The organism is Ochrobactrum soli, assembly GCF_003664555.1.
Taxonomy (GTDB): Bacteria; Pseudomonadota; Alphaproteobacteria; order Rhizobiales; family Rhizobiaceae; genus Brucella; species Brucella teleogrylli.
Genome location: NZ_RCHH01000003.1, coordinates 579,137 through 602,546 on the forward strand (window position 1 = coordinate 579,137; position 23,410 = coordinate 602,546).

Here is a 23,410-nt window from a genome sequence, read left to right on the forward strand (position 1 = left end):
GGCGCGATGAAAACGCCATCATCAGAAAAAACTTATATGAGCCTGTTTTTCATATATGGTTTGTTAAAACCATTGGTCGTAATCTATTTGCGGGGAAGTGTGTCTGGGTGGCGGTCCCCGCTTGTCTGTTTGTGAGCCTGTCTCATGAACACATGCGGAATATGATGTTCCAGTGAGAGGTTTTGTTGGCTAATTAAAACGACGGCATGTGTCGGCTTGGGCGAGGGGAATAAGAATGGCGAAGCGGAAAGCCGGTCCGGTACAGGCGGGAAGCTCCATGGCGAGCACGCCCCAGCAGGATTTCCGTATTCTGTTCACCACCCATCCGACGCCGATGTGGGTCTATGATCCACAAACATTGGGCTTCATCATCATGAATGATGCCGCCTATGCGCTTTACGGCTACACGCCCGATGAACTGCCCGGCATGACGGTCCTCGATATTCGTCCGCATACCGAGCGCGAGCGTATGCTGAGCGCTGTCCGGGATCGCAGCGATCTGGAGCGTCCGGAGCGCTGGCAGCACCGGCGCGCCGATGGCGAAATCATCGAAGTTCTGACCTATGGACGTGAGGTGCAGTTCGATGGCAGGGAAGCGATCCTCGCCATCGTGCAGGACCGGACGGAGCTGGCCAAGGCCAACCGGCAAGCAATCCATGCCCAGTCGCTGCTCGACAGCCTCGTCAGCAATCTGCCGCTCGGCGTGTTCATCAAGGACATGCAGGATGATGGCCGCTATGTCCTCTATAATCAGGCGGCGTCGCGGGCGAGCGGCAAGGCGGTCGATGCGGTTGTCGGCTTCACCGATGCGCAGCTGATGTCGGATCTGGAACGCCGCCAATATGCGCAGCAGGATCGTCAGGTGATGAGCAAGGGCGAGGCGCTCAGCGTCGAATATAAGTCCCAACATGACGACGGAACGCAGCGCATTCTGCGTGTCATCAAAAGTTCCATTCCGCCGGTTGAGGGCGGCACGCCGCGTTATCTGATCGGCCTGATCGAAGATGTCACCGAACGGCGCGAAATCGAGGAACGCATGGCCCATATCGCCATGCATGACAGCCTGACGCGCCTGCCCAACCGCGCCGCTTTCTCCCATCATGTGGAGGGATTGCTAAAAAAGCGCGGCGATGCGGAGCCTTTTGCGCTGTTTTGTATCGATATCGATCACTTCAAGAGCATCAACGACAATATCGGCCATCAGGCGGGCGACCAGCTTTTGCAACAGGTTGCAGAGCGTTTGCGCCAGATTACCACCTCCGACCAGTTCATCGCACGGCTTGGTGGCGACGAATTCGCCGTCATCTATCGCAGCGGCACCGTCGGCCAGATCGCCATGTTCGCAGACCGGGTGCTTTCGGCCTTTCAGGAACCGTTCCGGCTGGGTGACAATTCCGAATTCGTCACCTGCAGCATGGGCATCGCGCAGGCGCCGCTGCATGGCGACAATTCCGACGTGCTGATGCGCAATGCCGATCTGGCGCTCAATGCGTCAAAATCGAGCGGCAGGCGCACATTCCATTTCTACCAGCATTCGCTGCGTCTGGCCGCCGAAAAGCGCCACATCATGACGAGCGAACTGCGTCAGGCCTTGCTGTCCGAACAGTTCGAACTGCATTACCAGCCGATCTTCAATCTGGAGAGCGGACTGATTTCCGGCTTCGAAGCGCTGATCCGCTGGCGTCATCCCGAGCGCGGCATGGTATCGCCTGCGGAATTCATTCCGCTTGCCGAGGAAACCGGATTGATCGGCCCGATTGGCGATTGGGTGCTGTTGGCTGCCTGCCGCGAGGCGGTTTCCTGGCCGGAAGATATCAAGGTCTCGGTCAATCTGTCGCCGGTCCAGTTCAGCCAGACCTCGCTTCTGCGCTCTGTCACCGATGCGCTGGATGCAGCCCGCCTGTCGCCGAACCGGCTGGAACTGGAAATCACGGAATCGGTGTTTCTCTCCAACAGCAAGCACAATATCGAATTGCTGTTCGAGTTGCGCCGTCTGGGCGCCCGCATTGCTATGGACGATTTTGGCACCGGCTATTCCTCGCTCAGCTATCTGCGCTCCTTTCCGTTCGACAAGATCAAGATCGACCGCAGCTTCGTGTCCGGCATCGAAGCGGATACGCGCGATCTCGCCATCATCCAGGCGGTGGCGACGCTGGGTGCAGGCTTCAATATCGTCACCACCGCCGAGGGCGTGGAAACAGCGCAGCAGCTGGAACGCCTGAGAACCGAACGTTTCGGCGAAGTGCAGGGCTATCTGACCGGACGCCCGATGCCAGCCAGCGATGTGCATGCCTTCATCCAGAGCAATAACGGCACTGGTCTTGCCATGCCCGCAGCCCATAACCGCCTGCCGGTCTGACCCGGAAACTCCAGAAAAAACGCTGCCGCAATTCCGCTTTCAAAAAAGCACTTGACCTTCCAACGGTGGGAAGGACTACTTATATGGCAATTCAGAAATCTAGCCTCTGTTAGAGCGCATCCCGAAAAGTGTGAAACGGTTTTCGGACAAGATGCGCGCCCGAAGGCTGAAAAGGGACCGCTAAAGGTCACGAAGAGGATTGCCATGAACAAGCCCGTCGATCACGAATCCATCAGCTTTCCCGTTCCCGTGGAAGGCATGAGCTGCGCATCCTGTGTTTCCTCCGTCGAAAAGGCCGTGTCGAAGGTTGCGGGCGTCGACAAGGTTTCCGTCAATCTGGCCACCGAGCGCGCCGACGTAACCTTCAAAGGCGCGCCGGATCTGCCTGCCGTCATCGATGCCATTCGCAAGGCGGGCTATGAGGTTCCTTCCGGCAGCGTCGATCTTGCCATTGAGGGCATGAGCTGCGCTTCCTGCGTCAGCAAGGTCGAAAAGGCGTTGAATGCGGTGCCGGGCGTGACGCGGGCCAGCGTCAATCTGGCGACCGAACGCGCGCATGTGGAACTGGCGGGTGGGGTCGAGACATCCGAACTCGTCAAGGCCGTCGAGAAAGCTGGTTACGAAGCGCGGTCGCTGAACGATAGAAAAGATGAAGCGCCAGCCGAAACCCAAAGCGAAAAGCGCGATGCCGAAGCTGCGGAACTGAAGAAGAGCGTTCTGCTGGCCGCCGTCCTGACGCTTCCGGTCTTCGTGCTGGAAATGGGATCGCATCTCATTCCCGCTGTCCATATGTTCGTGATGGACCGGATCGGCATGCAGAACAGCTGGTATCTGCAATTCGTGCTGACCACGCTCGTCCTGTTCGGCCCCGGTCTGCGCTTCTTCAAGAAGGGCATTCCGGCGCTGCTGCGCGCCACACCGGATATGAACTCGTTGGTGGTCGTCGGCACGCTTGCGGCCTGGGGCTTCTCGCTTGTCGCAACCTTCCTGCCGGGCGTTTTGCCAGCGGGCACCGTCAATGTCTATTTCGAGGCGGCGGCGGTTATCGTCACGCTGATCCTGATCGGGCGCTATCTTGAAGCGTGCGCCAAGGGGCGCACCAGTGCGGCCATCAGCCGTCTGGTCGGCTTGCAGGCCAAGTCGGCCCGCGTGGTGCGCAATGGCGAGACGATCGATGTGCCGCTGGAAGACGTGCGCGCAGGCGATATCGTGCAGGTGCGGCCCGGCGAGAAAGTGCCGGTCGATGGCGAGGTGGTCGAAGGCTCGTCCTATGTCGATGAATCGATGATCACCGGCGAGCCCGTCCCTGTCGCCAAGGACGAGGGCGCGGAAGTGGTCGGCGGCACCATCAATAAAACCGGCGCTTTCACCTTCCGCGCCACCAAGGTGGGCCGTGATATGGTGATCTCGCAGATCATCCGCATGGTCGAGGATGCGCAAGCCGACAAGCTGCCCATTCAGGCCAAGGTCGACAAGGTGACGGGCTGGTTCGTGCCCGCCGTCATGGCCGCCGCCGCGCTGACCTTCATGCTCTGGCTTGCCATCGGAGGGACGGCCATGCTTGGCTACGCGCTGGTCAATGCCATTGCGGTGCTCATCATCGCGTGCCCTTGCGCCATGGGCCTTGCCACGCCGACCTCCATCATGGTTGGCACCGGTCGCGCCGCCGAGTTCGGCGTTCTGTTTCGCCGGGGCGATGCACTGCAAACCTTGCGCGATGCATCGATCATCGCCGTCGACAAGACCGGCACGCTGACCCAGGGCAAGCCTGCACTGGCGCATTTTGCAACGGTAGACGGTTTCGACAGGCACGAACTTCTGGCGCTGGTGGCAGCTGTCGAAGCTCGCTCGGAACATCCGATTGCCGACGCCATTGTGACGGCTGCAAAGGAAGAGGGCCTGAAGCTTGCCGATGTCTCGGCTTTCGAAGCAGTGCCGGGTTTCGGCCTCAAGGCGACCGTCTCGGGGCATGAAATCGCTATCGGCGCTGATCGCTATATGGCGAAGCTCGGCCATGATGTGGCGGTGTTTGCAGAGGATGCGACGCGCCTTGGCGATGAAGGGCAGTCGCCGCTTTATGCCGCCGTTGACGGAAAGCTTGCGGCTATCCTGACGGTCGCAGACCCGATGAAGGAGACAACGCCTGCCGCCATCGCCGCTCTACACGAACAGGGGCTCACCGTGGCGATGATTACCGGCGACAACCGCCGTACCGCACAGGCCATCGCCAAGCGGCTCGGCATTGATGAAGTGGTGGCGGAAGTACTGCCGGACGGCAAGGTCGAAGCGCTGAAGCGGCTTTCGGCTGGCGGCAAGCGGATCGCTTTCGTTGGCGATGGCATCAACGACGCTCCGGCACTGGCCGCGGCAGATGTTGGCATCGCCATCGGAACCGGAACGGATATTGCGATTGAAAGTGCGGATGTGGTGCTGATGTCGGGCGACCTGCGCGGTGTCGCCAATGCCATCGCCATATCCAAGGCGACGATCCGCAATATCAGCGAGAACCTCTTCTGGGCGTTCGCCTATAATGTGGCGCTCATTCCGGTCGCCGCCGGTGTTCTCTACCCCTTCACCGGCACTTTGCTGTCGCCGGTTCTGGCAGCGGGCGCCATGGCGCTGTCGAGCATTTTCGTGCTCAGCAATGCGTTGCGGTTGCGGCGGTTCAAGAGTCCCCTCGGCTGATTAACACGGCAATAGAGACTAAATCCCAAGCAAAGGCGACTCTCATGAGTCGCCTTTTTTCGTTTCCTCTGGTCTTTTTAGATTTCTGCCTAATTTTATTTGAAGGCAGAGAGTGTCGCGGCATCAGAAACGCAGCGGCGCTCCCACCCATCAGGACTTCTCGCATTCGATGTGTTCCGTGCATTTCTGTTCAGACACGGCGGGTCTGTAGTCACACTTGAAGGGGTAATATTTTGCTGATTTCCTTGACCTCCATCGTCCTTCTGCTGGTCGGGCTTGCGCTCGGCTGGGGCGGTATCGAGCTGATCACCCTGGGGGGCAGCTGGTACTACATCATTGCGGCTGTCGGCTTTTTGCTGACAGGCGCTCTTCTCTTCAAAAGAAGCGCTTCGGCCCTGTGGCTCTATGCGCTGATCGTGCTCGGGTCGCTCGGTTGGGCCGTCTATGAAGTCGGTTTTGACTGGTGGCAACTTGGCGCGCGTGGCGGCATCATCGTGCTGCTCGGCCTGTGGCTTTTGACCCCTTGGATCAGAAAGCCGCTCAATAGCGGCAAGGGCGGCGGCGGACTGCCGCTGACGGTCGCGAGCGTCATCGCGCTGGCCATTGCCGGCTATTCCATGACGCAGGACCCGTACAATATTACCGGCGACCTGCCGACAGAGAAGGTTGCGGCGACGCCGGACCTCGGCGGCAATGTGCCGGAAGGCGAATGGCACCAATATGGGCGCACGCCTTACGGCCAGCGTTATTCGCCGCTGGCGCAGATCACGCCAGACAATGTGTCCAAATTGCAGGTGGCCTGGCAGTACCAGACCGGCGACGTGAAGCAGCCACAGGATGTGGGCGAAACCACCTATCAGGTGACGCCGCTGAAGATCGGCGACTCGCTTTATCTCTGCACGCCGCATAATTGGGCCATTGCGCTCGACGCCGCGACCGGCAAGGAAAAGTGGAAGTTCGACCCGAAGGTCGGCTTCAACACCGACCGCCAGCACCAGACCTGCCGTGGCGTGAGCTACTGGAAGGACGCCAATGCAACGGCTGGCGCGAAATGTACAGAACGCGTTTATCTGCCGACCTCGGATGCGCGTCTGATCGCGCTCGACACGGCGACCGGTGAAATCTGCACCGATTTTGCCAATGGCGGTACGCTCGATCTCAGCCATGGCATGAAATATAACCCGGCCGGTTATTATTACTCGACGTCGCCTCCGGCTGTGGTCGGCGACAAGATCATCGTCGGCGGGGCCGTCAACGATAACTATTCGACGGAAGAGCAGTCGGGCGTCATCCGCGCCTTCGATATCCGCACGGGTGAACTGCTGTGGAACTGGGATTCGGGTAATCCGGACGTCACGACACCGCTGCCGGAAGGTCAGTTCTACACGACGAATTCGCCCAATAGCTGGTCGGTGTCCAGCGTGGACGAAAAGCTCGGCCTGATCTTCGTTCCGCTTGGCAATCAGGTGCCTGACCAGCTCGGCATGGGGCGCAGCGAAAATGTGGAGAAATATTCCTCCTCCATCGTCGCGCTCGATGTGAATACGGGTCAGGTGAAGTGGGTGCGCCAGACGGTCCACCATGATCTGTGGGACATGGACGTTCCGGCGCAGCCGGTGCTGCTCGATATCAATGGCACGCCTGCGCTGGTCGGCCCGACCAAGCAGGGTGACCTCTATGTGCTCGACCGCCGCACCGGCGAGCCGATCATTCCGGTCAAGGAAATCCCGGCTCCGACCGGCACTATCCCGGAAGATCATTCGTCGCCGACGCAGCCGATCTCCGATCTGACCTTCAGCCCGCCTGCATTGCGTGAAAGCGACATGTGGGGTGTGACGATGTTCGATCAACTGGCCTGCCGCATCAAGTTCCACCAGCTTGCCTATGAAGGCCGCTACACGCCACCTTCGCTGAAGGGCACCATTGTCTATCCGGGCAATTTCGGCGTCTTCAACTGGGGCAGTGTGGCGGTCGATCCGGTGCGTCAGGTCATGTTCGGCATGCCGACCTATCTGGCCTTCACCTCGCGCCTTGTCCCGCGTTCGGAAATTCCACCGAAGGGACAGGATGAGAAGGGCAGCGAACAGGGCTTGAACCGCAATGACGGCGCGCCTTATGGCGTCTTCATGGGACCGTTCCTCGGCCCGCTCGGCATTCCGTGCCAGACCCCGCCATGGGGCTATGTCACGGGCGTCGATCTGCGCACCGGCAAGACCGTCTACAAGCATCGCAACGGCACCATCCGCGATATGGCGCCGGTTCCGCTGCCGCTGAAAGTCGGCGTACCGGGCATAGGCGGACCGATGATCACGGCAGGCGGCGTTGCCTTCCTCGGTGCCGCCGTGGACAACTATCTGCGCGCCTATGACCTGACCAATGGCAAGGTTCTGTGGGAAGCACGTCTGCCCGCGGGCGGACAGGCGACACCAATGTCCTACACGGTCGGCGATCAGCAATTCGTGCTGATGGTGGCCGGTGGTCATGGCTCGATCGGCACCAAGCCGGGCGATTACGTTATCGCCTATACGCTGCCGAAGAGCTAACTCCCAACGGAAGTTGCAACAAAAACGCCGGGAGAAATCCCGGCGTTTTCTTCTGAATATGTGGGTTGGTCAAACCTTGCTGTGCAGCAATTCGCCCTTGCGCGCGGCAGGTCGTTTGCGCGGCTCGGCGACGTTTGCCGCGAGCTGGTGGATGATCGGGCAGTCGGGACGGTTATCGCCATGGCAGTTTTGCGCCAGATGGCGCAGCGTGTCGGCCATTTCCTGCAGTTGGAGCATCTTGGCTTCCAGTTCCTCGACATGAACGAGCGCAACCTTCTTCACATCGGAAGAAGCGCGGTTGCGATCACGCCAGAGCGCCAGAAGTTCCTTGATCTGCTCGACCTGAAAACCGAGATCGCGGCTGCGACGGATGAAGCGCAGCGTCTCGACATCTTTTTGCGTGTAGACGCGATAGCCGGAACCTGTGCGTTCGGCAGCCTCGATAAGCCCGATGGTTTCATAATGGCGGATCATCTTCGCCGATATGCCCGATGCTGTGGCTGCCTGCCCGATATTCATTCCGTTCCTCATCCAATGGTCATTTACGATGATATAGGAATGCAATGCGGCTATTCAAAGGGGGCTGGTGCGGTTCAGGCGTCGGTTCCGGCCTGTTTCATGAGATAATGTTCAAGGGCCTGAAATCCGTCGAAGATCAAAATGGCCAGCGCCGCGACGACAAGGCCGCCTTGCAGCACGAAAGCAAGATTGTTGGAGATGAGACCGGCGATGATGACTTCGCCAAGCGTCCGGGCGGCCACTGTCGAGCCGATGGTGGCGGTGGCAAGGCCGATCACCGCCGATAGCCTTATTCCGGCAAGAATGACCGGCATGGCAAGCGGCATTTCCACTTTGACCAGACGCTGCATTCCCGTCATGCCCATGCCGCGCGCCGCTTCCACGACAGGCGCAGGCAGGGTGGTGAGGCCGGTCAGCGTGTTTTCAAAGATCGGCAGCAGCCCATAGAGAAACAGCGCGATCAGCGTCGGCTTGTCGCCGAAACCGAAGATCGGCACGGCGAGCGCCAGCACCGCAACGGGCGGAAAGGTCTGGCCGATATTCACCAGACTGCGCGAAAGCGGCAGAAACTCCGCGCCCTGCCGTCTGGTCACGAAGATCGCCATGGCGACGGCCACCAGCGTGGATATCAGGGTCGCCAATGCCACCAGCCCCAAATGCTGCAAGGTCAGCGTCATCAGATTGGCGCGGTCATAGATGACGGGCGCGCCATCGCTGACCAATGGGCGGAAGACGGGTTCGAACAGATTCGGCTGCATCAGAAAGAGCAGCAGCATCGCCAGAAGCGCCAGCCGTGGAATGATGGAAATGAACAGCCTCATGCCGGGCGTTCCGCTTTTCGCAACAGCTTTTCCAGTGTGACGCGGCCAAGCGGTCTGCCGTCTGCGTCCAGAACCGGCAGAGCATTGCGACCCGACCATAAAAGCTCGGCCAGCGCATCGCGTTGCGAGGCGGAAACCGGCATGGCGTCGCCGCTGGCATCACCCGGTTGCAGGACCGTCTTGAGATCGGTGAGCGAGAGCAGGCGGAAAGGGCGTTCGCCGGTGCCGACCAGCCTTTCGACGAAGTCCGTCGCGGGTCGCGCCAGAATTTCCGCAGGCGGGCCATATTGCAAAAGCTTGCCGTCATCCATCACCGCAATATGGTCACCAAGCGAAATCGCTTCCTCCATATCATGCGTGACCAGCAGGATCGTGGTGCCGAAACGGCGCTGGATCGCCTTCAGGTCTTCCTGCGCCTTGGCACGGATGACCGGGTCGAGCGCGCCGAAAGGTTCATCCATCAGCAATATGTTCGGCTCCGCCGCCAGCGCCCGGGCGACGCCGACGCGCTGCTGTTGCCCGCCGGACAGTTCCTGCGGATAGCGGTCGCGATAATCCGCCGGTTCAAGCTGAAACAAATCGAGCAGTTCATCGACGCGGGCATCGATACGCTGTTTCGTCCAGCCGAGCAGAACCGGCACGGTGGCGATATTTTCTGCCACCGTGCGATGCGGGAAAAGCCCGTGCTGCTGGATCACGTAACCGATCCGCCGCCGCAAGGCGTGCCCCGGCTCGTCCATATTGCTGTGCCCGTCGATGCGGATTTCGCCCTCGGTCGGCTCGACAAGACGGTTGACCATGCGCAGCAGGGTCGTCTTGCCCGAACCGGAGGTTCCGACAATGGCCGCGATACTGTGCGGCTCAACGGAAAAGCTGACCGCATCCACGGCAGCCCGGCCATTATAGCGCTTGGTGATCTGGTCGAACTCGATCATGGCGCGGTTCCTTTCCCGGCGATTTCAATGGCGGCGTCGAGCAGAACGGCAGCACCGAAGGCCAGCAGAACCGTTGGCAGCGCGCCAAGCAGCACGAGGTCCATGGCCGTCTGTCCGATGCCCTGAAAGACGAATGTGCCGAAACCGCCACCGCCGATCAGGGCGGCAATGGTGGTCATGCCGATATTCTGCACCATCACGATGCGAATGCCGGTGAGGATCACCGGAAAGGCCAGTGGAAATTCGGTTTTGAACAGCCGTTGCAGCCGCGTCATGCCCATGCCGCGCGCGGCATCGCTGACCGGTGCTGGCACCTGCGCGAGCCCGGCCACCGTATTGGCGACGATGGGCAGCAGCGAATAGAGAAACAGCGCCACGAAAGCGGGAGCGGCCCCAATGCCGCGAATGCCGAGGCTTGCCGCCCATGGCGCGTTGGCCGCAAGCCAGCCGAGCGGTGCGATCAGAATGCCGAAGAGCGCCATGGAGGGAATGGTCTGCACGATGTTGAGGCTGTTCAGCACCAGTCCGCGCAGCCTTGGCACACGGTGGCAGACGAGGCCAAGCGGAATGCCGATGATCGTCGCTGCGACAAGCGAGCCGAGCGCCAGTTCCACATGACGGCGGGCTTCGTTCCAGAAACTGTCGGCGCGGCTGAGATATTCCTTCATGAAGGACAGATTGTCCCAAAATCCCGAGGCGAGCAGCGTATAGAGAAGAAGGGCAGCGAGTGTGAGCAAACCCACCCGCACCAGCGGTCGCACTTGCAAGCGCACCAGAGCATCGGCAACCGAAATGCCGCTGGCAAACAGCAGCAGCCAGAAGCCCGATGCAGGTGAAACGCGGGCATAATTATTGCCGCCGGGTGAAAGATGTGTTGCCGCAAGCCCGATCGCGATCAGGATGGCGGCAAGGCCGACAAGGCTTGCGCCAAGCCGCAGCATGGCTTTGGCCGAGAAGAGGCCAAAAAGCAGGACCGCTGCCATTATGCCAAGCAAAAACAAGGCTTCGGCCATCGGCAAGGCGTCGAGCACAAAGCGCGGCTCGCCCTGCACGATGCGGTTGGCGCGGAAATTGGCAAAGGGCAGCAGCAGCCCGGCAATGGACAAAACCGCGATGACGAAGCCAAGCTTGTCGACATGGCCGAACAGGCCATGCGAGACCTTGTCAGCATTCGCCGAATTGGAATGAGGGACTGCGATTCTATCCGGCAACGGGTCGCCTTTATCCGCCTATTTCAGAAAGCCGTTCTTCTTGAGGAAGTCTTCGGCGACCGCCTTGGCCGGTTCACCGCCCAACTGCACGCGACCGTTCAGTTCCTGCAGCGTGGTCAGGTCGAGCTTTGCGAAAACCGGCTTCAGCAGTTCTTCGATCTTCGGGTTCTTTTTCAGCACGTCCTCGCGGATGATGGGTGCGGGCTGATACACGGGCTGCACATGCTTGTCATCTTCCAGCACCACCAGCCCGGACGGCGCGATGCCGCCATCGGTGCCGTAGACCATGGCCGCATTCGCGCCATTGGTCTGGTTGGCGGCGGCGGCAATGGTCGCCGCCGTATCGCCGCCGGATAACGTGATCAATTGGTCCTGTTTCAGCGTGAAGCCATAGGCGGTTTGGAAAGCGGGCAGGGCGGCAGCCGAATTCACGAATTCCGACGAGGCGGCCAGAATGACCTTGCCGCCACCGGACGCATATTTGCCGAAATCGCTGAGGCTCGTGAGCTTGTTTTCGTCCGCCACATCCTTGCGCAGTGCAATGCCCCAGGTGTTGTTGGCGGGCGAAGGCGACAGCCAGACAATCTTGTTGGCGTCGTAATCGAGCTTCTTTGCCGTCTCAAACGCCTTGGCCGGGTCTTTCCAGAGCGGATCATCTGCCTTGTTGAAGAAGAAGGCCGCATTACCGGTATATTCGGGGTAAATATCGATCTCTCCGGCCACGATGGCCTTGCGCACCACTGGCGTCGCGCCGAGCTGAATACGGTCGGTCGTCTGAATGCCGTTGGCGTTGAGCATGGCGAGAATGATGTTGCCCAGCACGCCGCCTTCCGTATCGATCTTGGATGAAACGACAACCTGTGATTGTGCTGGATTTGAAAGTCCCGTCGCGCCCGCAATCAGGGTGACTGCGATGGCTGCGCCCTTCAGAAGACCTCGGTATGACATATTCCTCGTCCCATATTGCTTAATTGTGTTCATGATAAACTATAGCGCGACCGCAAAAAGGAAACCTTGGGTGGAACCGGCTCCTGACAGCTGTCTGTCAGGAGGACTGGCGGGCAGGAAAAAAGCCATCGTTATTGCGCGGGGCGTCATGTCGCGAAATGGTGCGCATGTCGTATTTATGGCGTCTTTTGACGCAAGCCTGCTGTCGGGTTTTCACAGGACACAATAGAAATATCATCAAAGGCTTCGCATGTGCCGTCAGGGTGCTTGCAGCCGCGAAACTGGTGGTTGTTCATGTCCCGCTTTTCTGCAGCTTCTATTATCAAAAACGCGCTTTCCGGTAACAAGAACTGGGACCCGCAATGGCCCAATGCCGAACCCAAGGCCGAGTATGATGTGATCATCGTCGGCGCGGGCGGTCATGGTCTGGGTGCCGCCTATTATCTGGCCAAGGAACACGGCATCACCAATGTCGCCGTGATCGAAAAGGGCTGGCTCGGCGGTGGCAATACGGGGCGCAACACCACCATCATTCGCTCCAACTATCTCTATGACGAGAGCGCGCATCTCTACGAACATGCGGTGAAGCTGTGGGAGGGGCTCAGTCAGGACCTCAACTACAACGTTATGTTCTCACAGCGCGGCGTCATGATGCTGGCGCATACGGTGCATGATGTGCAGAGCTTCAAGCGCCATATCCATGCCAACCGCCTCAACGGCATCGACAATGAATGGCTGTCGAAAGAAGAAGCCAAAGAATATTGCCCGCCGCTCGATATTTCGCCCAATGCCCGCTATCCGGTGGTTGGCGCAACCTTGCAGCGTCGCGGCGGCGTGGCCCGTCATGATGCGGTGGCCTGGGGCTATGCGCGCGGCGCGACCCAACGCGGCGTGGATATCATCCAGAATTGCCCGGTTCTATCGATCCGTCGTGATGCTTCTGGCCGTGTGACCGGCGTTGAAACCGCGCGCGGTTTCATCAAGGCCAAGAAGGTCGCCGTTTCGACCGCTGGCAACACCTCGGTCGTCATGGATACGGCTGGCGTGCGCATGCCGCTTGAAAGCTTCCCGCTGCAGGCGCTGGTGTCCGAGCCGGTCAAGCCGATCTTCCCCTGCGTGGTCATGTCCAACACCGTCCATGCCTATATCAGCCAGTCCGACAAGGGCGAGCTGGTGATCGGTTCGGGTACGGATCAGTACACTTCCTACAGCCAGCGCGGCGGCCTGCCGCTGATCGAGCATACGCTGGCGGCGATCTGCGAAATCTTCCCGATCTTCACCCGCATGCGTATGTTGCGCAAATGGGGCGGCATCGTCGACGTCACCCCGGATCGCTCGCCGATCATCGGCAAGACGCCGGTTCCGGGTCTCTATGTCAATTGCGGCTGGGGCACGGGCGGCTTTAAGGCAACGCCGGGTTCGGCGCATGTCTTTGCCCACACCATCGCTCGCGACGAGCCGCACTGGATCAACGCGCCGTTCACGCTCGACCGTTTCAAGACGGGTCGCCTGATCGACGAAGCGGCGGCTGCCGCAGTTGCGCACTGAGGAAATATCGACATGCTTTTGATCCGTTGCCCTTACTGCGACATGGAACGTCCGGAACTCGAATTCGCCTATGCGGGCGAAGCTCATATTGCGCGTCCTGCCGATCCTTCGACCTATTCCGACGATGAATGGCGCGATTTCCTGTTCATCCGCTCCAACCCGCGCGGGACGCATTTTGAACGCTGGCGGCACATCAACGGTTGCGGCCGCTTCTTCAATGCGGTGCGCGACACGGTGAGCGACAAATTCGTCATGACCTATAAGGCCGGTGAGCCGCGCCCTGTATTGGCAGAAACTCCCGCTGCGGAGACAAAATAATGACCGACATGCGTTTGAATAATAAAGGCCGCATCAACAAGGCGAAGCCCGTGCGCTTTTCCTTCAACGGCAAGACTTATAGCGGCTTTGAGGGCGATACGCTTGCATCCGCGCTTCTGGCCAATGGCGAGCATCTGGCGGGCCGTTCGTTCAAATATCACCGTCCGCGCGGCATTCTTTCTGCCGGATCCGAAGAGCCGAATGCACTGATGGGCGTTTCGCGTGGAGAGGGCCGTTACGAGCCGAACACCCGCGCCACGGTGCTGGAGCTTTATGACGGGCTGAAGGCGGAAAGCCAGAACCACTGGCCGTCGCTGAAGCACGATGTCGGCGCGGTCAACGACGCCTTCTACATGTTCTTCTCGGCAGGCTTCTACTACAAGACCTTCATGTGGCCGAAGAGCTTTTGGAACAAGGTCTATGAGCCTTTCATCCGGGGTGCTGCCGGTCTCGGCAAATCGCCGTCCGAAGCCGATCCCGACAGCTATGCCAGCCGTTATGCCTATTGCGACGTGCTGGTGGTGGGCGCCGGGCCTGCCGGTCTTGCCGCAGCCCTTGAAGCCGCCAAGAGCGGCGCGAAAGTTTTCCTCTGCGACGAGCAGGCGGAAATGGGGGGCTCGCTCCTGTCCGAGCCGGAGCCGGTCATCAATGGCCGCACCAGCTGGGACTGGCTGAACCAGACGCTGGCAGCACTGGGCGCGATGGCGAATGTCACGCTTTTGCCGCGCACCACGGCGATTGGCTATTATCATCAGAACATGGTCGGCCTTTGCCAGCGCCTGACCGACCATCAGGCAAAGCCCGCCGCCAATGCCCCGCGTGAGCGCATGTGGCGCGTGCGCGCCAAGCAGGTTGTGCTTGCGCAGGGTTCAATCGAAAAACCGCTGGTTTTTGCGGGCAATGACCGTCCGGGCGTGATGCTGGCCGGTGCCGCACGCACCTATCTTAATCGCTACGGCGTCAAGGTCGGCGAAAAGGCTGTCGTTGTTACCTCGCATGATTCCGCCTGGCTTGCGGCCTTCGATCTCGCGGTTGCGGGCGTCAAGGTACCGGCCATTATCGATGTGCGCGATCAGGTCGCCGACAGTCTGGTGAACCGCGCAAAAATGCTCGGCATTGAAACGCTGACCGGCTGGACCGTCAGCGATACGGCGGGTCGTCATCGTGTTTCCTCCGTTCGTGTCAATCCGGTCAAAAACGGTTCGGTCGGCGCGGCGCGCACCATTGCCTGCGATGTCGTGCTGATGTCTGGCGGCTGGAATCCGAGCGTGCATCTGTTCTCGCACACCAAGGGCTCGCTCATCTGGGATGAGGAACGCCAGATCTATCTGCCGGGCGAACGCACGGAAGAAAGCCGCTGCGCCGGTGCCGGTAACGGCAATTTCGATCTTCAGGCTGCGCTGCGCGAGGGTGCCGTCAGCGGTGCGGCTGCGGCAAGCGATGCCGGACACAAGGCGAAACCCGCCGAATATGCGGTGGCGGGCGATTTCGTCTGCGCGGGCGTCAATTGCCGTGAGCTGCCGACAGATCGCGATCCCGGCAAGGCAAAGGCCTTCATCGATTTCCAGAACGACGTGACCGTCAAGGATATTCGTCTGGCCGTGCGTGAGGGTTTCCGCTCCATCGAGCATATCAAGCGCTACACCACCAACGGCATGGCGACAGATCAGGGCAAGACCTCGAACATCAACGGTCTCGCCGTTGCGTCCGATGCGCTCAGCCGTCCCGCACCGCAGGTCGGCCTGACGACCTTCCGTCCGCCCTATACGCCGACGACCTTTGGCGCTTTCTGCGGCTACAATCGGGGCAAGCTGTTCGACGTGACGCGCAAGACGCCGATCGATTCATGGGCGGAAGAACAGGGCGCTGCTTTCGAGCCGGTCTCGCTGTGGCGTCGCGCCTGGTATTTCCCCAAGGCGGGCGAAGACATGCACAAGGCCGTCGCGCGCGAATGCAAGGCCGTGCGCACCAGCCTTGGTATGTTCGATGCATCGACGCTCGGCAAGATCGAAGTGGTCGGCCCGGATGCAGCCGAATTCATGAACCGCATGTACACCAATCCATGGACGAAGCTCGGTGTCGGGCGCTGCCGTTACGGTCTGCTGCTCGGTGAAGACGGCTTCATCCGCGATGACGGTGTCGTCGGCAGGCTGTCGCAGGACCGTTTCCACGTCACCACCACCACCGGCGGCGCGCCGCGTGTGCTGAACATGATGGAGGACTATCTCCAGACGGAATGGCCGGACCTCAAGGTTTCGCTGACCTCCACGACCGAACAATGGGCCGTGGTGGCGCTGAACGGACCGAATGCGCGCAAGCTCATCGAGCCGATGGTCGAGGGGCTGGACCTTTCCGACGAAGCCTTCCCGCATATGTCGGTGGCGGAATGCAAGTTCCTCGGCGTACCGGCGCGTCTATTCCGTATGAGCTTTACCGGCGAACTCGGCTTCGAAATCAATGTCCCGTCGCGTTACGGCCTGGCTTTGTGGAAGGCGCTTTATGAAGCGGGCCAGAAATACGACATCACGCCCTATGGCACCGAAACCATGCATGTCCTGCGTGCAGAAAAGGGCTATATCATCGTCGGTCAGGACACCGACGGCACGGTGACGCCGGACGATGCCGCGCTCGGCTGGGCCATCGGCAAGCAGAAGCCGGACTTTGTCGGCAAGCGTTCGCTGGCGCGCCCGGACATGCTGAAGAAGGATCGCAAGCATCTGGTCGGCCTGCTGCCGAAGGACCCGAAGCTGGTGCTGGAGGAAGGCGCGCAGATCGTCGCCGATCCGAAACAGGCCGTGCCGATGACCATGCTGGGCCATGTCACTTCGTCCTATTGGAGCGAGACGCTGGGCCGTTCGTTCGCCATGGCGCTGGTTGCTGGCGGCAAGGATCGCACGGGCGAAACCATCTATATGCCGATGCCGGATGGCAGTGTGCATGAGGCGGAAATCACTGGGCTCGTCTTTTATGACCCAGAAGGCAAGAAGCTGAACGGATAAGGATCGCATCATGCTGCAACAGACCAACCCTTTTGCGAGCCGCGCGGTTGCCATTCCGGGCAAGCTCGATATCCGTCCGGCTGCTGATGGTGCGCGCTTTGTCCTGCGCTTCAAGCCGGAAAAACTGGCGCTGGCGGAAAAGGCGCTTGGCGCAACAATCCCCGCCAAAATCGGCGGACTTGCGAAAACCGGCGAGATCGCCATTGCCTGCATCGGACCGGATGAATGGTATATCTGGGCCGATGACGGCAAGGCCGCGGAGATCGTCGCGGCCTTCGCGAGCCTTTACGAGACAGAACCACATGCGCTGGTCGAGGTAAGCCATCGCGAGACCGGCATCGACATCACCGGGCCGCAGGCCGAGTGGCTGCTCAATGCCGCTTCGCCGCTCGATCTGGCTTCGATGGCGGCACCCGGCGCTGCGCGCACCATCTTCGACCGCGTGCAGATCATCCTCCTGAAATGGGGTGCGGATCACTACCGGGTCGAAGTGTGGAACTCGCTCGCCGATCACGTCTGGACGCTGCTCGAAACCGCAAGCCGCGAAGTCGAACTCGAAGTCTGATCGTTCGACTTACGCCTTCACTTTCAATTCTCAAAAACGCCGTCCGTTTCGGGCGGCGTTTTTGTTTTTAGGGCAATTTCAGTCTTGCCTTCTATAAATCCATATGTGAAGACTATATTCACATAAGAAATTCATGAGGAGGGAATTTCCCGATGCCGGAAAATGAACTGCCGCTGAGCGGGCTCGTTGTTGTCGATATGAGCCAGTTTCTGTCGGGGCCTTATTGCTCGCTGCGGCTGATGGACCTTGGAGCGCGGGTCATCAAGATCGAGCGCCCGGACGGCGGCGACCTGTCGCGCAGGCTTTATCTGAGCGATACGGAGATCGGTGGCGATTCAACGATTTTCCACGCCATCAATCGCGGCAAGGACAGCCTGGCGCTCGACCTGAAAAATCCGGATGATGTGGAAGCGCTGAAGAAGCTCATCACCAAGGCCGATGTTCTGATCCAGAATTTCCGTCCCGGCGTCATCGAACGCCTCGGGCTTGATTATGAATCCGCCAAGGCGATCAATCCGCGCCTCGTCTATGCCTCCATCAGCGGCTATGGCGAGGAAGGTCCTTGGGTCAAGCGTCCCGGGCAGGATTTGCTGGCGCAGGCGCGTTCAGGCCTGATGTGGCTCAATGGTGATGAAGGGCAGGGACCGGTGCCGTTTGGTCTGGCTGTCGCCGACATGCTGGCAGGCGCTGCCGTGGCGCAGGGCATTCTCGCTGCACTGGTGCGGCGCGGCATTTCCGGCAAGGGGGCGCATGTGGAAACCAGCCTTTTGGAAGCGCTGGTCGATGTCCAGTTCGAAGTGCTGACCACCCATCTCAATGACGGACGCCGTTTACCAAAACGTTCCGATTTCCGCAGCGCGCATGCTTATCTCTCCGCACCTTACGGGGTCTATCAAGCGGCGGATGCCTATCTCGCCATTGCCATGACGCCGATCCCGAAACTGGCGGCGCTGCTGGAGGCCGACACGCTGGCGCCCTATGCCGACGATCCGTCGAGCTGGTTTACCAAGCGCGATGAAATCAAGCGCCTGATCGCCGACCGCATCGCCCAGAAGACGGTGGATGAATGGCTGGCCATTCTGGAACCGGCGGATATCTGGTGCGCCCGCGTTCTCAACTGGGAAGAGCTCTTGGCCAGCGACGGCTTTTCGGTTCTCGACATGCTGCAGACCGTCACGCGTGAGGATGACGTGTCCATCACCACCACCCGCTCGCCGCTGCGCATCAACGGGAAGCGGCACAAGGTGGAACGAGCAGCGCCGCGCGTCGGTGAAAACAGCAAGGCAATTCGTGAGGAGTTTGGTCTATGAGTGCGATCAAGCTGAAAGGCATGACCTGGAGCCACCCGCGCGGTTACGATCCGATGGTTGCCGGCGCCACGCAATGGCTGAGCGACCAGGGCGTCGAGATCGAATGGGAAAAGCGTTCCTTGCAGGATTTCGAGACCTTTCCGGTCGAGGAATTGGCGCGCAATTTCGATATGATCGTGATCGATCATCCCCATGTCGGCCAGATCACCAAGGAAGGCTGCCTGCTGCCGCTCGATGTGCCGGGCCGCGAAGCCGAGCTGGAGGCGCTGGCCGACGGTTCGGTCGGGCAGTCCTTCCCAAGCTATAAACGGCAGGGCCATCAATGGGCGTTTCCGCTCGATGCGGCCACGCAGGTTCAGGCATGGCGTCCGGACCTGATCAAAAAGCCCGCCACAAGTTGGGCCGAAGTGCTGGAACTGGCGCGCGCGGGCAAGGTGCTTTTGCCATTGCGCTCGCCGCATTCGCTGATGTGCTTCTATACATTCGCTGCCAATAACGGTTCGCCTTGTGCCACCGAGGGCGCGTTGATCCACCTTGAAGACGGCGTGACGGCTTTTGAACAGCTTCGGGAAATTGCTGCGCTGGTGAAGCCGGAATGTTTCAGCATGGACCCGATTGCGGTGTTCGAAGAAATGGCAAAGCCCGATTCCGGCATTGCCTGCGTGCCCCTGATCTATGGATATGTGAACTATGCCATGCCGGGTTTCCGCGACCGTCTGATCCGTTTTGCCGATATTCCGGCAGGCGTGAAAGGTGTTGCGGGTTCGGCGCTGGGTGGCACGGGCATTGCCGTTTCGGCCTTTACGAAGCACCCGCAAGCCGCCATCGACTTCGCCTATTGGATAGCAAGCGGCGCGGTGCAGAAGGGGCTTTATGCCGCCTCCAACGGCCAGCCCGGCCATGCGGAAGCATGGGAAGACGAGGGTGTGAATGCCGCTACATCAGGCTTCTATCTCGATACGCGCGCAACGCTTGAAGGGGCGTGGGTGCGCCCACGCCATGACGGCTATATGCCGTTTCAGGAAGCAGCGTCAGAGCGCATCAACAAGGGGCTTCAGGGCCATGAACCGGCAGAACAGGTGATCGCCGATCTGAACCGGCTGTTCCGCGAAAGCTTCTGACGGCTTGTATTGATCGACCTCTCCATCCCCTCATCCTGAGGAGCCTCCTGAGCTTGCGAAGGAGGCGTCTCGAAGGGTGAGGAGCCAGGCACTGTGTTTCTTCTCGTTTCCTATCCCTCGATCCTTCGAGACGTCTCCCCGAGCTTCGCTCAGGGAGCCTCCTCAGGATGAGGGTCGAGGAGAAAGCTATTCTCGTCTACTTAAAGGTTCCAGATACGGCGCGCGTTCTCAGACAGAAGGCGCGCTTTTTCGTCCTTGCCACAGCCTTCAAGCAGGGTGTGGGTCGTCGCCACCCATGTCGAAAGTCCGGCATCGATAGAGCTTGCAAGCGTGCAGACCGGCCAGTCGCTGCCCCATACCACTCGGTCCCAGCTGAACGCCTCGATGACATGTTCGACATAGGGGCGGATGGTTTCGGCAGTCCAGCTTTCAGCATCGGCATAGGCTACCACACCGGAAATCTTCGCCACCACATTCGGCCTGCGGGCAATCTCGGTGATGCCTTTCTGCCAGCTTTCCAGTGCGCCCGACTTGATGTCCGGCACGCCGCAATGGTCGAGCACGAATTGCAGGCCCGGCGCCAGATCGGCAAGCGCGATAACCTTGTCGATCTGATGCGGCAGGGTGCAGAGATCGAAGGTCAGACGCGTATTGTCCATGCGCTTGAGGTTTTCGCGGAAAAGCGCGCCTTCGGAAAGCTCGTCCGGCACGACATGCAGAACGCGGCGAAAGCCTTTGACAAAGGGATCAGCAAGCTGGCGCTCAAGATAGGCGGCAAAGCCGTCTTCTTCGGGGCGGCAGGATGCAATCGCGCCTTTGATGAAGCCGCCATTTGCGATGGAAAGCGCCCGAATATGGTCCGTTTCGGCCTGAATCGCTTCGGGCGCGACATCCACTTCCATATGCAGGGCGGCGGCGATGCCGCAGCGTTCCGCCTGCTGCCGGTAGGTGTCGAACAGAAAATCCCGATCAAGCGCTGGCACGTCGCCTAGCCATGGATAGGTGAGCGCGCTTTTGTCGATCAGGTGCAGATGGGTATCAGTCAGCATAGAGATTCCTCCTATCCCGATATTTTCAAAAAAGAAGATAGTTTTCAAATAAGAATTTAGGGCGTGGTCCGACCCGGACGGAACCAGCCCTAATCGAGTGTGGAAAGATCTGCGCCCACCAGCTTGGACAATTCCTGCACCGTCTTTTGCAGCAGCGTGATGGTCTGGGTAATGTCGGGCGAGGCACCGGAATTGACCAGCGTGACATAGGGGCAGGTCAGCGCCGCGATGCAGGTGCCGTCTGGTCCGAGAATGGGCGCGGAGAGGTTATAAACGCCTGCAACCTGGGCACTTGGCATCATTTCATAGCCGCGCTCACGGATCTGGTCGAGCCGCTCATAGAAGCTTGGATCGAGATCGACGGTCTCGCCATCCTTGCCATATTCAGCGATCATCATCTTGCGCTCTTCCGGCGAACGGAAGGCAAGCAGCACATGGCCGGAACCCGTGTCGAACAGGCTGATATGCGAGCCGACGCGGATCGAAATGCCCCAATAGTCCGGCGCTTCCTGCTGGGCAATCACCACCACGGAACCGCGGTCGAACACGGCAAGCTGGTTTGCCTGCTTGGAACGGTCGGCAAGCTCACGCATGAAGGGCGTTGCGAACGAGGCGAGGCGGCGCACCGGCGCGTGCAACTGGGCAAGGCCGAACAGTTTCAGCGTCAGCGAATAGCGGTCACCCTCTAGCTTGGTGACATAGCCGCGTTTCACCAGCCGGTCGAGCATGCGGTAGAATTCGTTCGGGCTGCGATCCAGATGCTTGGCGATCTCGGCCTGCGTCAGTCCGCCGTCCACGCCTGCCAGCAATTCGAGGATATCAAGGCCCTTGTCGAGCGCGGGCGCGCGGTAGCGGTCATCGGTTTCCAAATGCGTTCCCCCAAGGTGGCTCTTCGTGAATTTCGTCATTCATATACAAACATTTCCGACTGCGAAAGTCGTATATCGGCGATAAAACGCCTTGACCGTTCTTGAATACTATGTTTGCATATAAATACAACCTTCACAACCGGGGGTGCGGGCAGGGAGTGCCCGTTTTAGGAGGAGAAGTGATGCAAAGTTTCAAGGCGCACATTTTGGCAGGTGTGGCGTGGCTCGCCGTGGGGATGGCCCCGGCAGTTGCAGCCGATCTGCCCGGCAAGTTCGAAGGCGTGACGATCAACGCCAAGCTGATCGGCGGTCAGCAATATGAGGCGCTCTATTCGCGTATCGGCGAATGGGAAAAGGCGACTGGCGCCAAGGTCAACATCCTGTCCAAGAAGAACCATTTCGAGCTGGACAAGGAAATCAAGTCCGACATCGCTTCGGGTTCGATCAACTGGTGCGTCGGTTCCAACCACTCGTCTTTCGCGCCGCAATATACCAGCCTCTATGTCGATCTGAACTCGCTGCTTCCGAAGGAAGAAATCGACGGTTTCGTGCCATCGGTCATCAAGGCGTCCACGCTTGACGGCAAGCTGATCATGCTGCCGCGTGCGCAGTTCGACGTTTCGGCACTCTATTATCAGAAGAGCCTCTTCAACGACGAAGCCAAGAAGAAGGCGTTCAAGGAGAAATACGGCTACGACCTCGCACCGGCCAAAACCTGGAAGGAAGTGTCGGATCAGGCAGTATTCTTCGCCGATCCGCCGAATTTCTACGGCACGCAGTTTGCGGGCAAGGAAGAAGCCATCAATGGCCGCTTCTATGAAATGCTGGTCGCCGAAGGCGGCGAATATCTCAAGGACGGCAAGCCTGCTTTCAATTCGGAAGCCGGTGTTCGCGCCCTCGACTGGTTCGTCAATCTCTACAAGGCCAAGGCTGTTCCGGCTGGCACCACCAACTATCTGTGGGATGAGCTGGGCGCTGGTTTTGCTTCCGGCACCATCGCGGTCAACCTGGATTGGCCGGGCTGGGCGACCTATTTCAACGATCCGAAGTCGTCGAAGGTCGCTGGCAATGTCGGCATCGCTCCGGCGCCAACCGGTTCTTCCGGCAAGCGCACCGGCTGGTCGGGTCATCACGGCTTCTCGGTAACGGAAGCTTGCGAAACCAAGGAAGCCGCCGCCTCGCTCGTCTGGTTCCTGACCAACGAAGATTCGCAGAAGCAGGAATCGGCTGCCGGTACGCTGCCGACCCGCACCGCTGTCTGGGATTACGTGATCGAGCAGGCCGCTTCCGACCCGTACAAAAAGGAAGTGCTGTCGGTGTTCCAGGAAACGGCAAAGACCGCTTTCCCGGTTCCGCAGACCCCATCCTGGATCGAAATCTCCAACGCGGTCTATCCTGAGCTTCAGGCTGCGATCCTTGGCGACAAGACCTCCCAGCAGGCCCTCGATGACGCTGCCAAGAAGGCAACGCAGATTCTTGAGGATGCAGGCGAGCTCTGATCCTGCCTGAACAAAATCATGGGCCCGCCCTGAAGCCTTTTTGGGGCGGGCCTTTTTTGCCAGTGGCGGCGCTGAGGCAGTTCCGCTGTTCGCCCGTTCCACTGTTTGCCA

At 59.8% G+C, this 23,410-nt stretch carries 17 protein-coding genes; 10 read left to right on the forward strand and 7 right to left on the reverse strand.

Going from position 1 to position 23,410, the window contains the following annotated elements:
- Positions 1 to 235 precede the first annotated feature (235 nt).
- The 3 genes from D8666_RS08125 (at position 236) to D8666_RS08135 (ending at position 7,587) form a co-directional block, all read left to right on the forward strand.
- Positions 236 to 2,359: a putative bifunctional diguanylate cyclase/phosphodiesterase gene (locus D8666_RS08125; RefSeq protein WP_235858901.1), complete on the forward strand. Its 2,124-nt coding sequence runs from the start codon at positions 236 to 238 to the stop codon at positions 2,357 to 2,359.
- 204 nt (positions 2,360 to 2,563) lie between these two features.
- Positions 2,564 to 5,044, forward strand: a complete 2,481-nt coding sequence (locus D8666_RS08130; protein ID WP_121537182.1) for a heavy metal translocating P-type ATPase — start codon at positions 2,564 to 2,566, stop codon at positions 5,042 to 5,044.
- 233 nt (positions 5,045 to 5,277) lie between these two features.
- Positions 5,278 to 7,587, forward strand: coding sequence for a glucose/quinate/shikimate family membrane-bound PQQ-dependent dehydrogenase (locus tag D8666_RS08135; protein ID WP_121537184.1), 2,310 nt, complete (start codon positions 5,278 to 5,280; stop codon positions 7,585 to 7,587).
- Positions 7,588 to 7,656: 69 nt separating this feature from the next.
- On the opposite strand, the gene cueR is transcribed toward D8666_RS08135, so the two are convergent.
- The 5 genes from cueR to osmF form a co-directional block, all read right to left on the reverse strand.
- Entirely contained in the window at positions 7,657 to 8,106 is a 450-nt protein-coding gene (gene cueR, locus D8666_RS08140; RefSeq protein WP_109368231.1) for a Cu(I)-responsive transcriptional regulator, read from the reverse strand.
- Between the two features lie 74 nt (positions 8,107 to 8,180).
- Positions 8,181 to 8,927 (reverse strand): ABC transporter permease, encoded by a 747-nt coding sequence (locus D8666_RS08145; RefSeq protein WP_121537186.1) that lies wholly within the window; start codon positions 8,925 to 8,927, stop codon positions 8,181 to 8,183.
- Positions 8,924 to 9,862: an ABC transporter ATP-binding protein gene (locus D8666_RS08150; protein WP_121537188.1), complete on the reverse strand. Its 939-nt coding sequence runs from the start codon at positions 9,860 to 9,862 to the stop codon at positions 8,924 to 8,926. The genes D8666_RS08145 and D8666_RS08150 overlap by 4 nt, the downstream gene beginning before the upstream one ends.
- The gene (locus D8666_RS08155; RefSeq protein ID WP_371830801.1) at positions 9,859 to 11,061 is read right to left on the reverse strand and encodes an ABC transporter permease; all 1,203 of its coding nucleotides are present in this window, start codon (positions 11,059 to 11,061) and stop codon (positions 9,859 to 9,861) included. Before D8666_RS08155 ends, D8666_RS08150 begins: the two co-directional genes overlap by 4 nt.
- Positions 11,062 to 11,091: 30 nt before the next feature.
- The gene (gene osmF, locus D8666_RS08160; RefSeq protein WP_121537192.1) at positions 11,092 to 12,021 is read right to left on the reverse strand and encodes a glycine betaine ABC transporter substrate-binding protein OsmF; all 930 of its coding nucleotides are present in this window, start codon (positions 12,019 to 12,021) and stop codon (positions 11,092 to 11,094) included.
- Between the two features lie 294 nt (positions 12,022 to 12,315).
- Between osmF and D8666_RS08165 the strand changes: the two genes are divergently transcribed.
- From D8666_RS08165 to D8666_RS08190, 6 genes are all read left to right on the forward strand, one after another.
- The gene (locus D8666_RS08165) at positions 12,316 to 13,569 is read left to right on the forward strand and encodes a sarcosine oxidase subunit beta family protein (RefSeq protein WP_109368235.1); all 1,254 of its coding nucleotides are present in this window, start codon (positions 12,316 to 12,318) and stop codon (positions 13,567 to 13,569) included.
- Between the two features lie 12 nt (positions 13,570 to 13,581).
- A complete protein-coding gene (locus D8666_RS08170) occupies positions 13,582 to 13,887 on the forward strand; it encodes a sarcosine oxidase subunit delta (protein ID WP_109368236.1) in 306 nt (101 codons plus the stop codon).
- The gene (locus D8666_RS08175; RefSeq protein ID WP_121537194.1) at positions 13,887 to 16,886 is read left to right on the forward strand and encodes a sarcosine oxidase subunit alpha; all 3,000 of its coding nucleotides are present in this window, start codon (positions 13,887 to 13,889) and stop codon (positions 16,884 to 16,886) included. The genes D8666_RS08170 and D8666_RS08175 overlap by 1 nt, the downstream gene beginning before the upstream one ends.
- A 10-nt stretch (positions 16,887 to 16,896) precedes the next feature.
- Positions 16,897 to 17,451: a sarcosine oxidase subunit gamma gene (locus tag D8666_RS08180; RefSeq protein ID WP_109368238.1), complete on the forward strand. Its 555-nt coding sequence runs from the start codon at positions 16,897 to 16,899 to the stop codon at positions 17,449 to 17,451.
- Between the two features lie 152 nt (positions 17,452 to 17,603).
- Positions 17,604 to 18,761 (forward strand): CaiB/BaiF CoA transferase family protein, encoded by a 1,158-nt coding sequence (locus D8666_RS08185; RefSeq protein WP_121537196.1) that lies wholly within the window; start codon positions 17,604 to 17,606, stop codon positions 18,759 to 18,761.
- The gene (locus D8666_RS08190) at positions 18,758 to 19,882 is read left to right on the forward strand and encodes an ABC transporter substrate-binding protein (protein WP_121537198.1); all 1,125 of its coding nucleotides are present in this window, start codon (positions 18,758 to 18,760) and stop codon (positions 19,880 to 19,882) included. Before D8666_RS08185 ends, D8666_RS08190 begins: the two co-directional genes overlap by 4 nt.
- 200 nt (positions 19,883 to 20,082) lie before the next feature.
- Here the strand turns inward: D8666_RS08190 and D8666_RS08195 are convergent, their stop codons facing one another.
- Both D8666_RS08195 and D8666_RS08200 read right to left on the reverse strand, forming a co-directional pair.
- Positions 20,083 to 20,931 carry an amidohydrolase family protein gene (locus D8666_RS08195; RefSeq protein WP_121537200.1) on the reverse strand — a complete coding sequence of 283 codons (849 nt, stop codon included), beginning with the start codon at positions 20,929 to 20,931 and terminating at the stop codon, positions 20,083 to 20,085.
- 89 nt (positions 20,932 to 21,020) lie between these two features.
- The gene (locus tag D8666_RS08200) at positions 21,021 to 21,839 is read right to left on the reverse strand and encodes an IclR family transcriptional regulator (protein ID WP_171316747.1); all 819 of its coding nucleotides are present in this window, start codon (positions 21,837 to 21,839) and stop codon (positions 21,021 to 21,023) included.
- 143 nt (positions 21,840 to 21,982) lie between these two features.
- On the opposite strand from D8666_RS08200, the gene D8666_RS08205 reads away from it, so the two are divergent.
- Positions 21,983 to 23,299: an ABC transporter substrate-binding protein gene (locus tag D8666_RS08205; protein ID WP_109368242.1), complete on the forward strand. Its 1,317-nt coding sequence runs from the start codon at positions 21,983 to 21,985 to the stop codon at positions 23,297 to 23,299.
- The last annotated feature ends 111 nt before the right edge of the window (positions 23,300 to 23,410 follow it).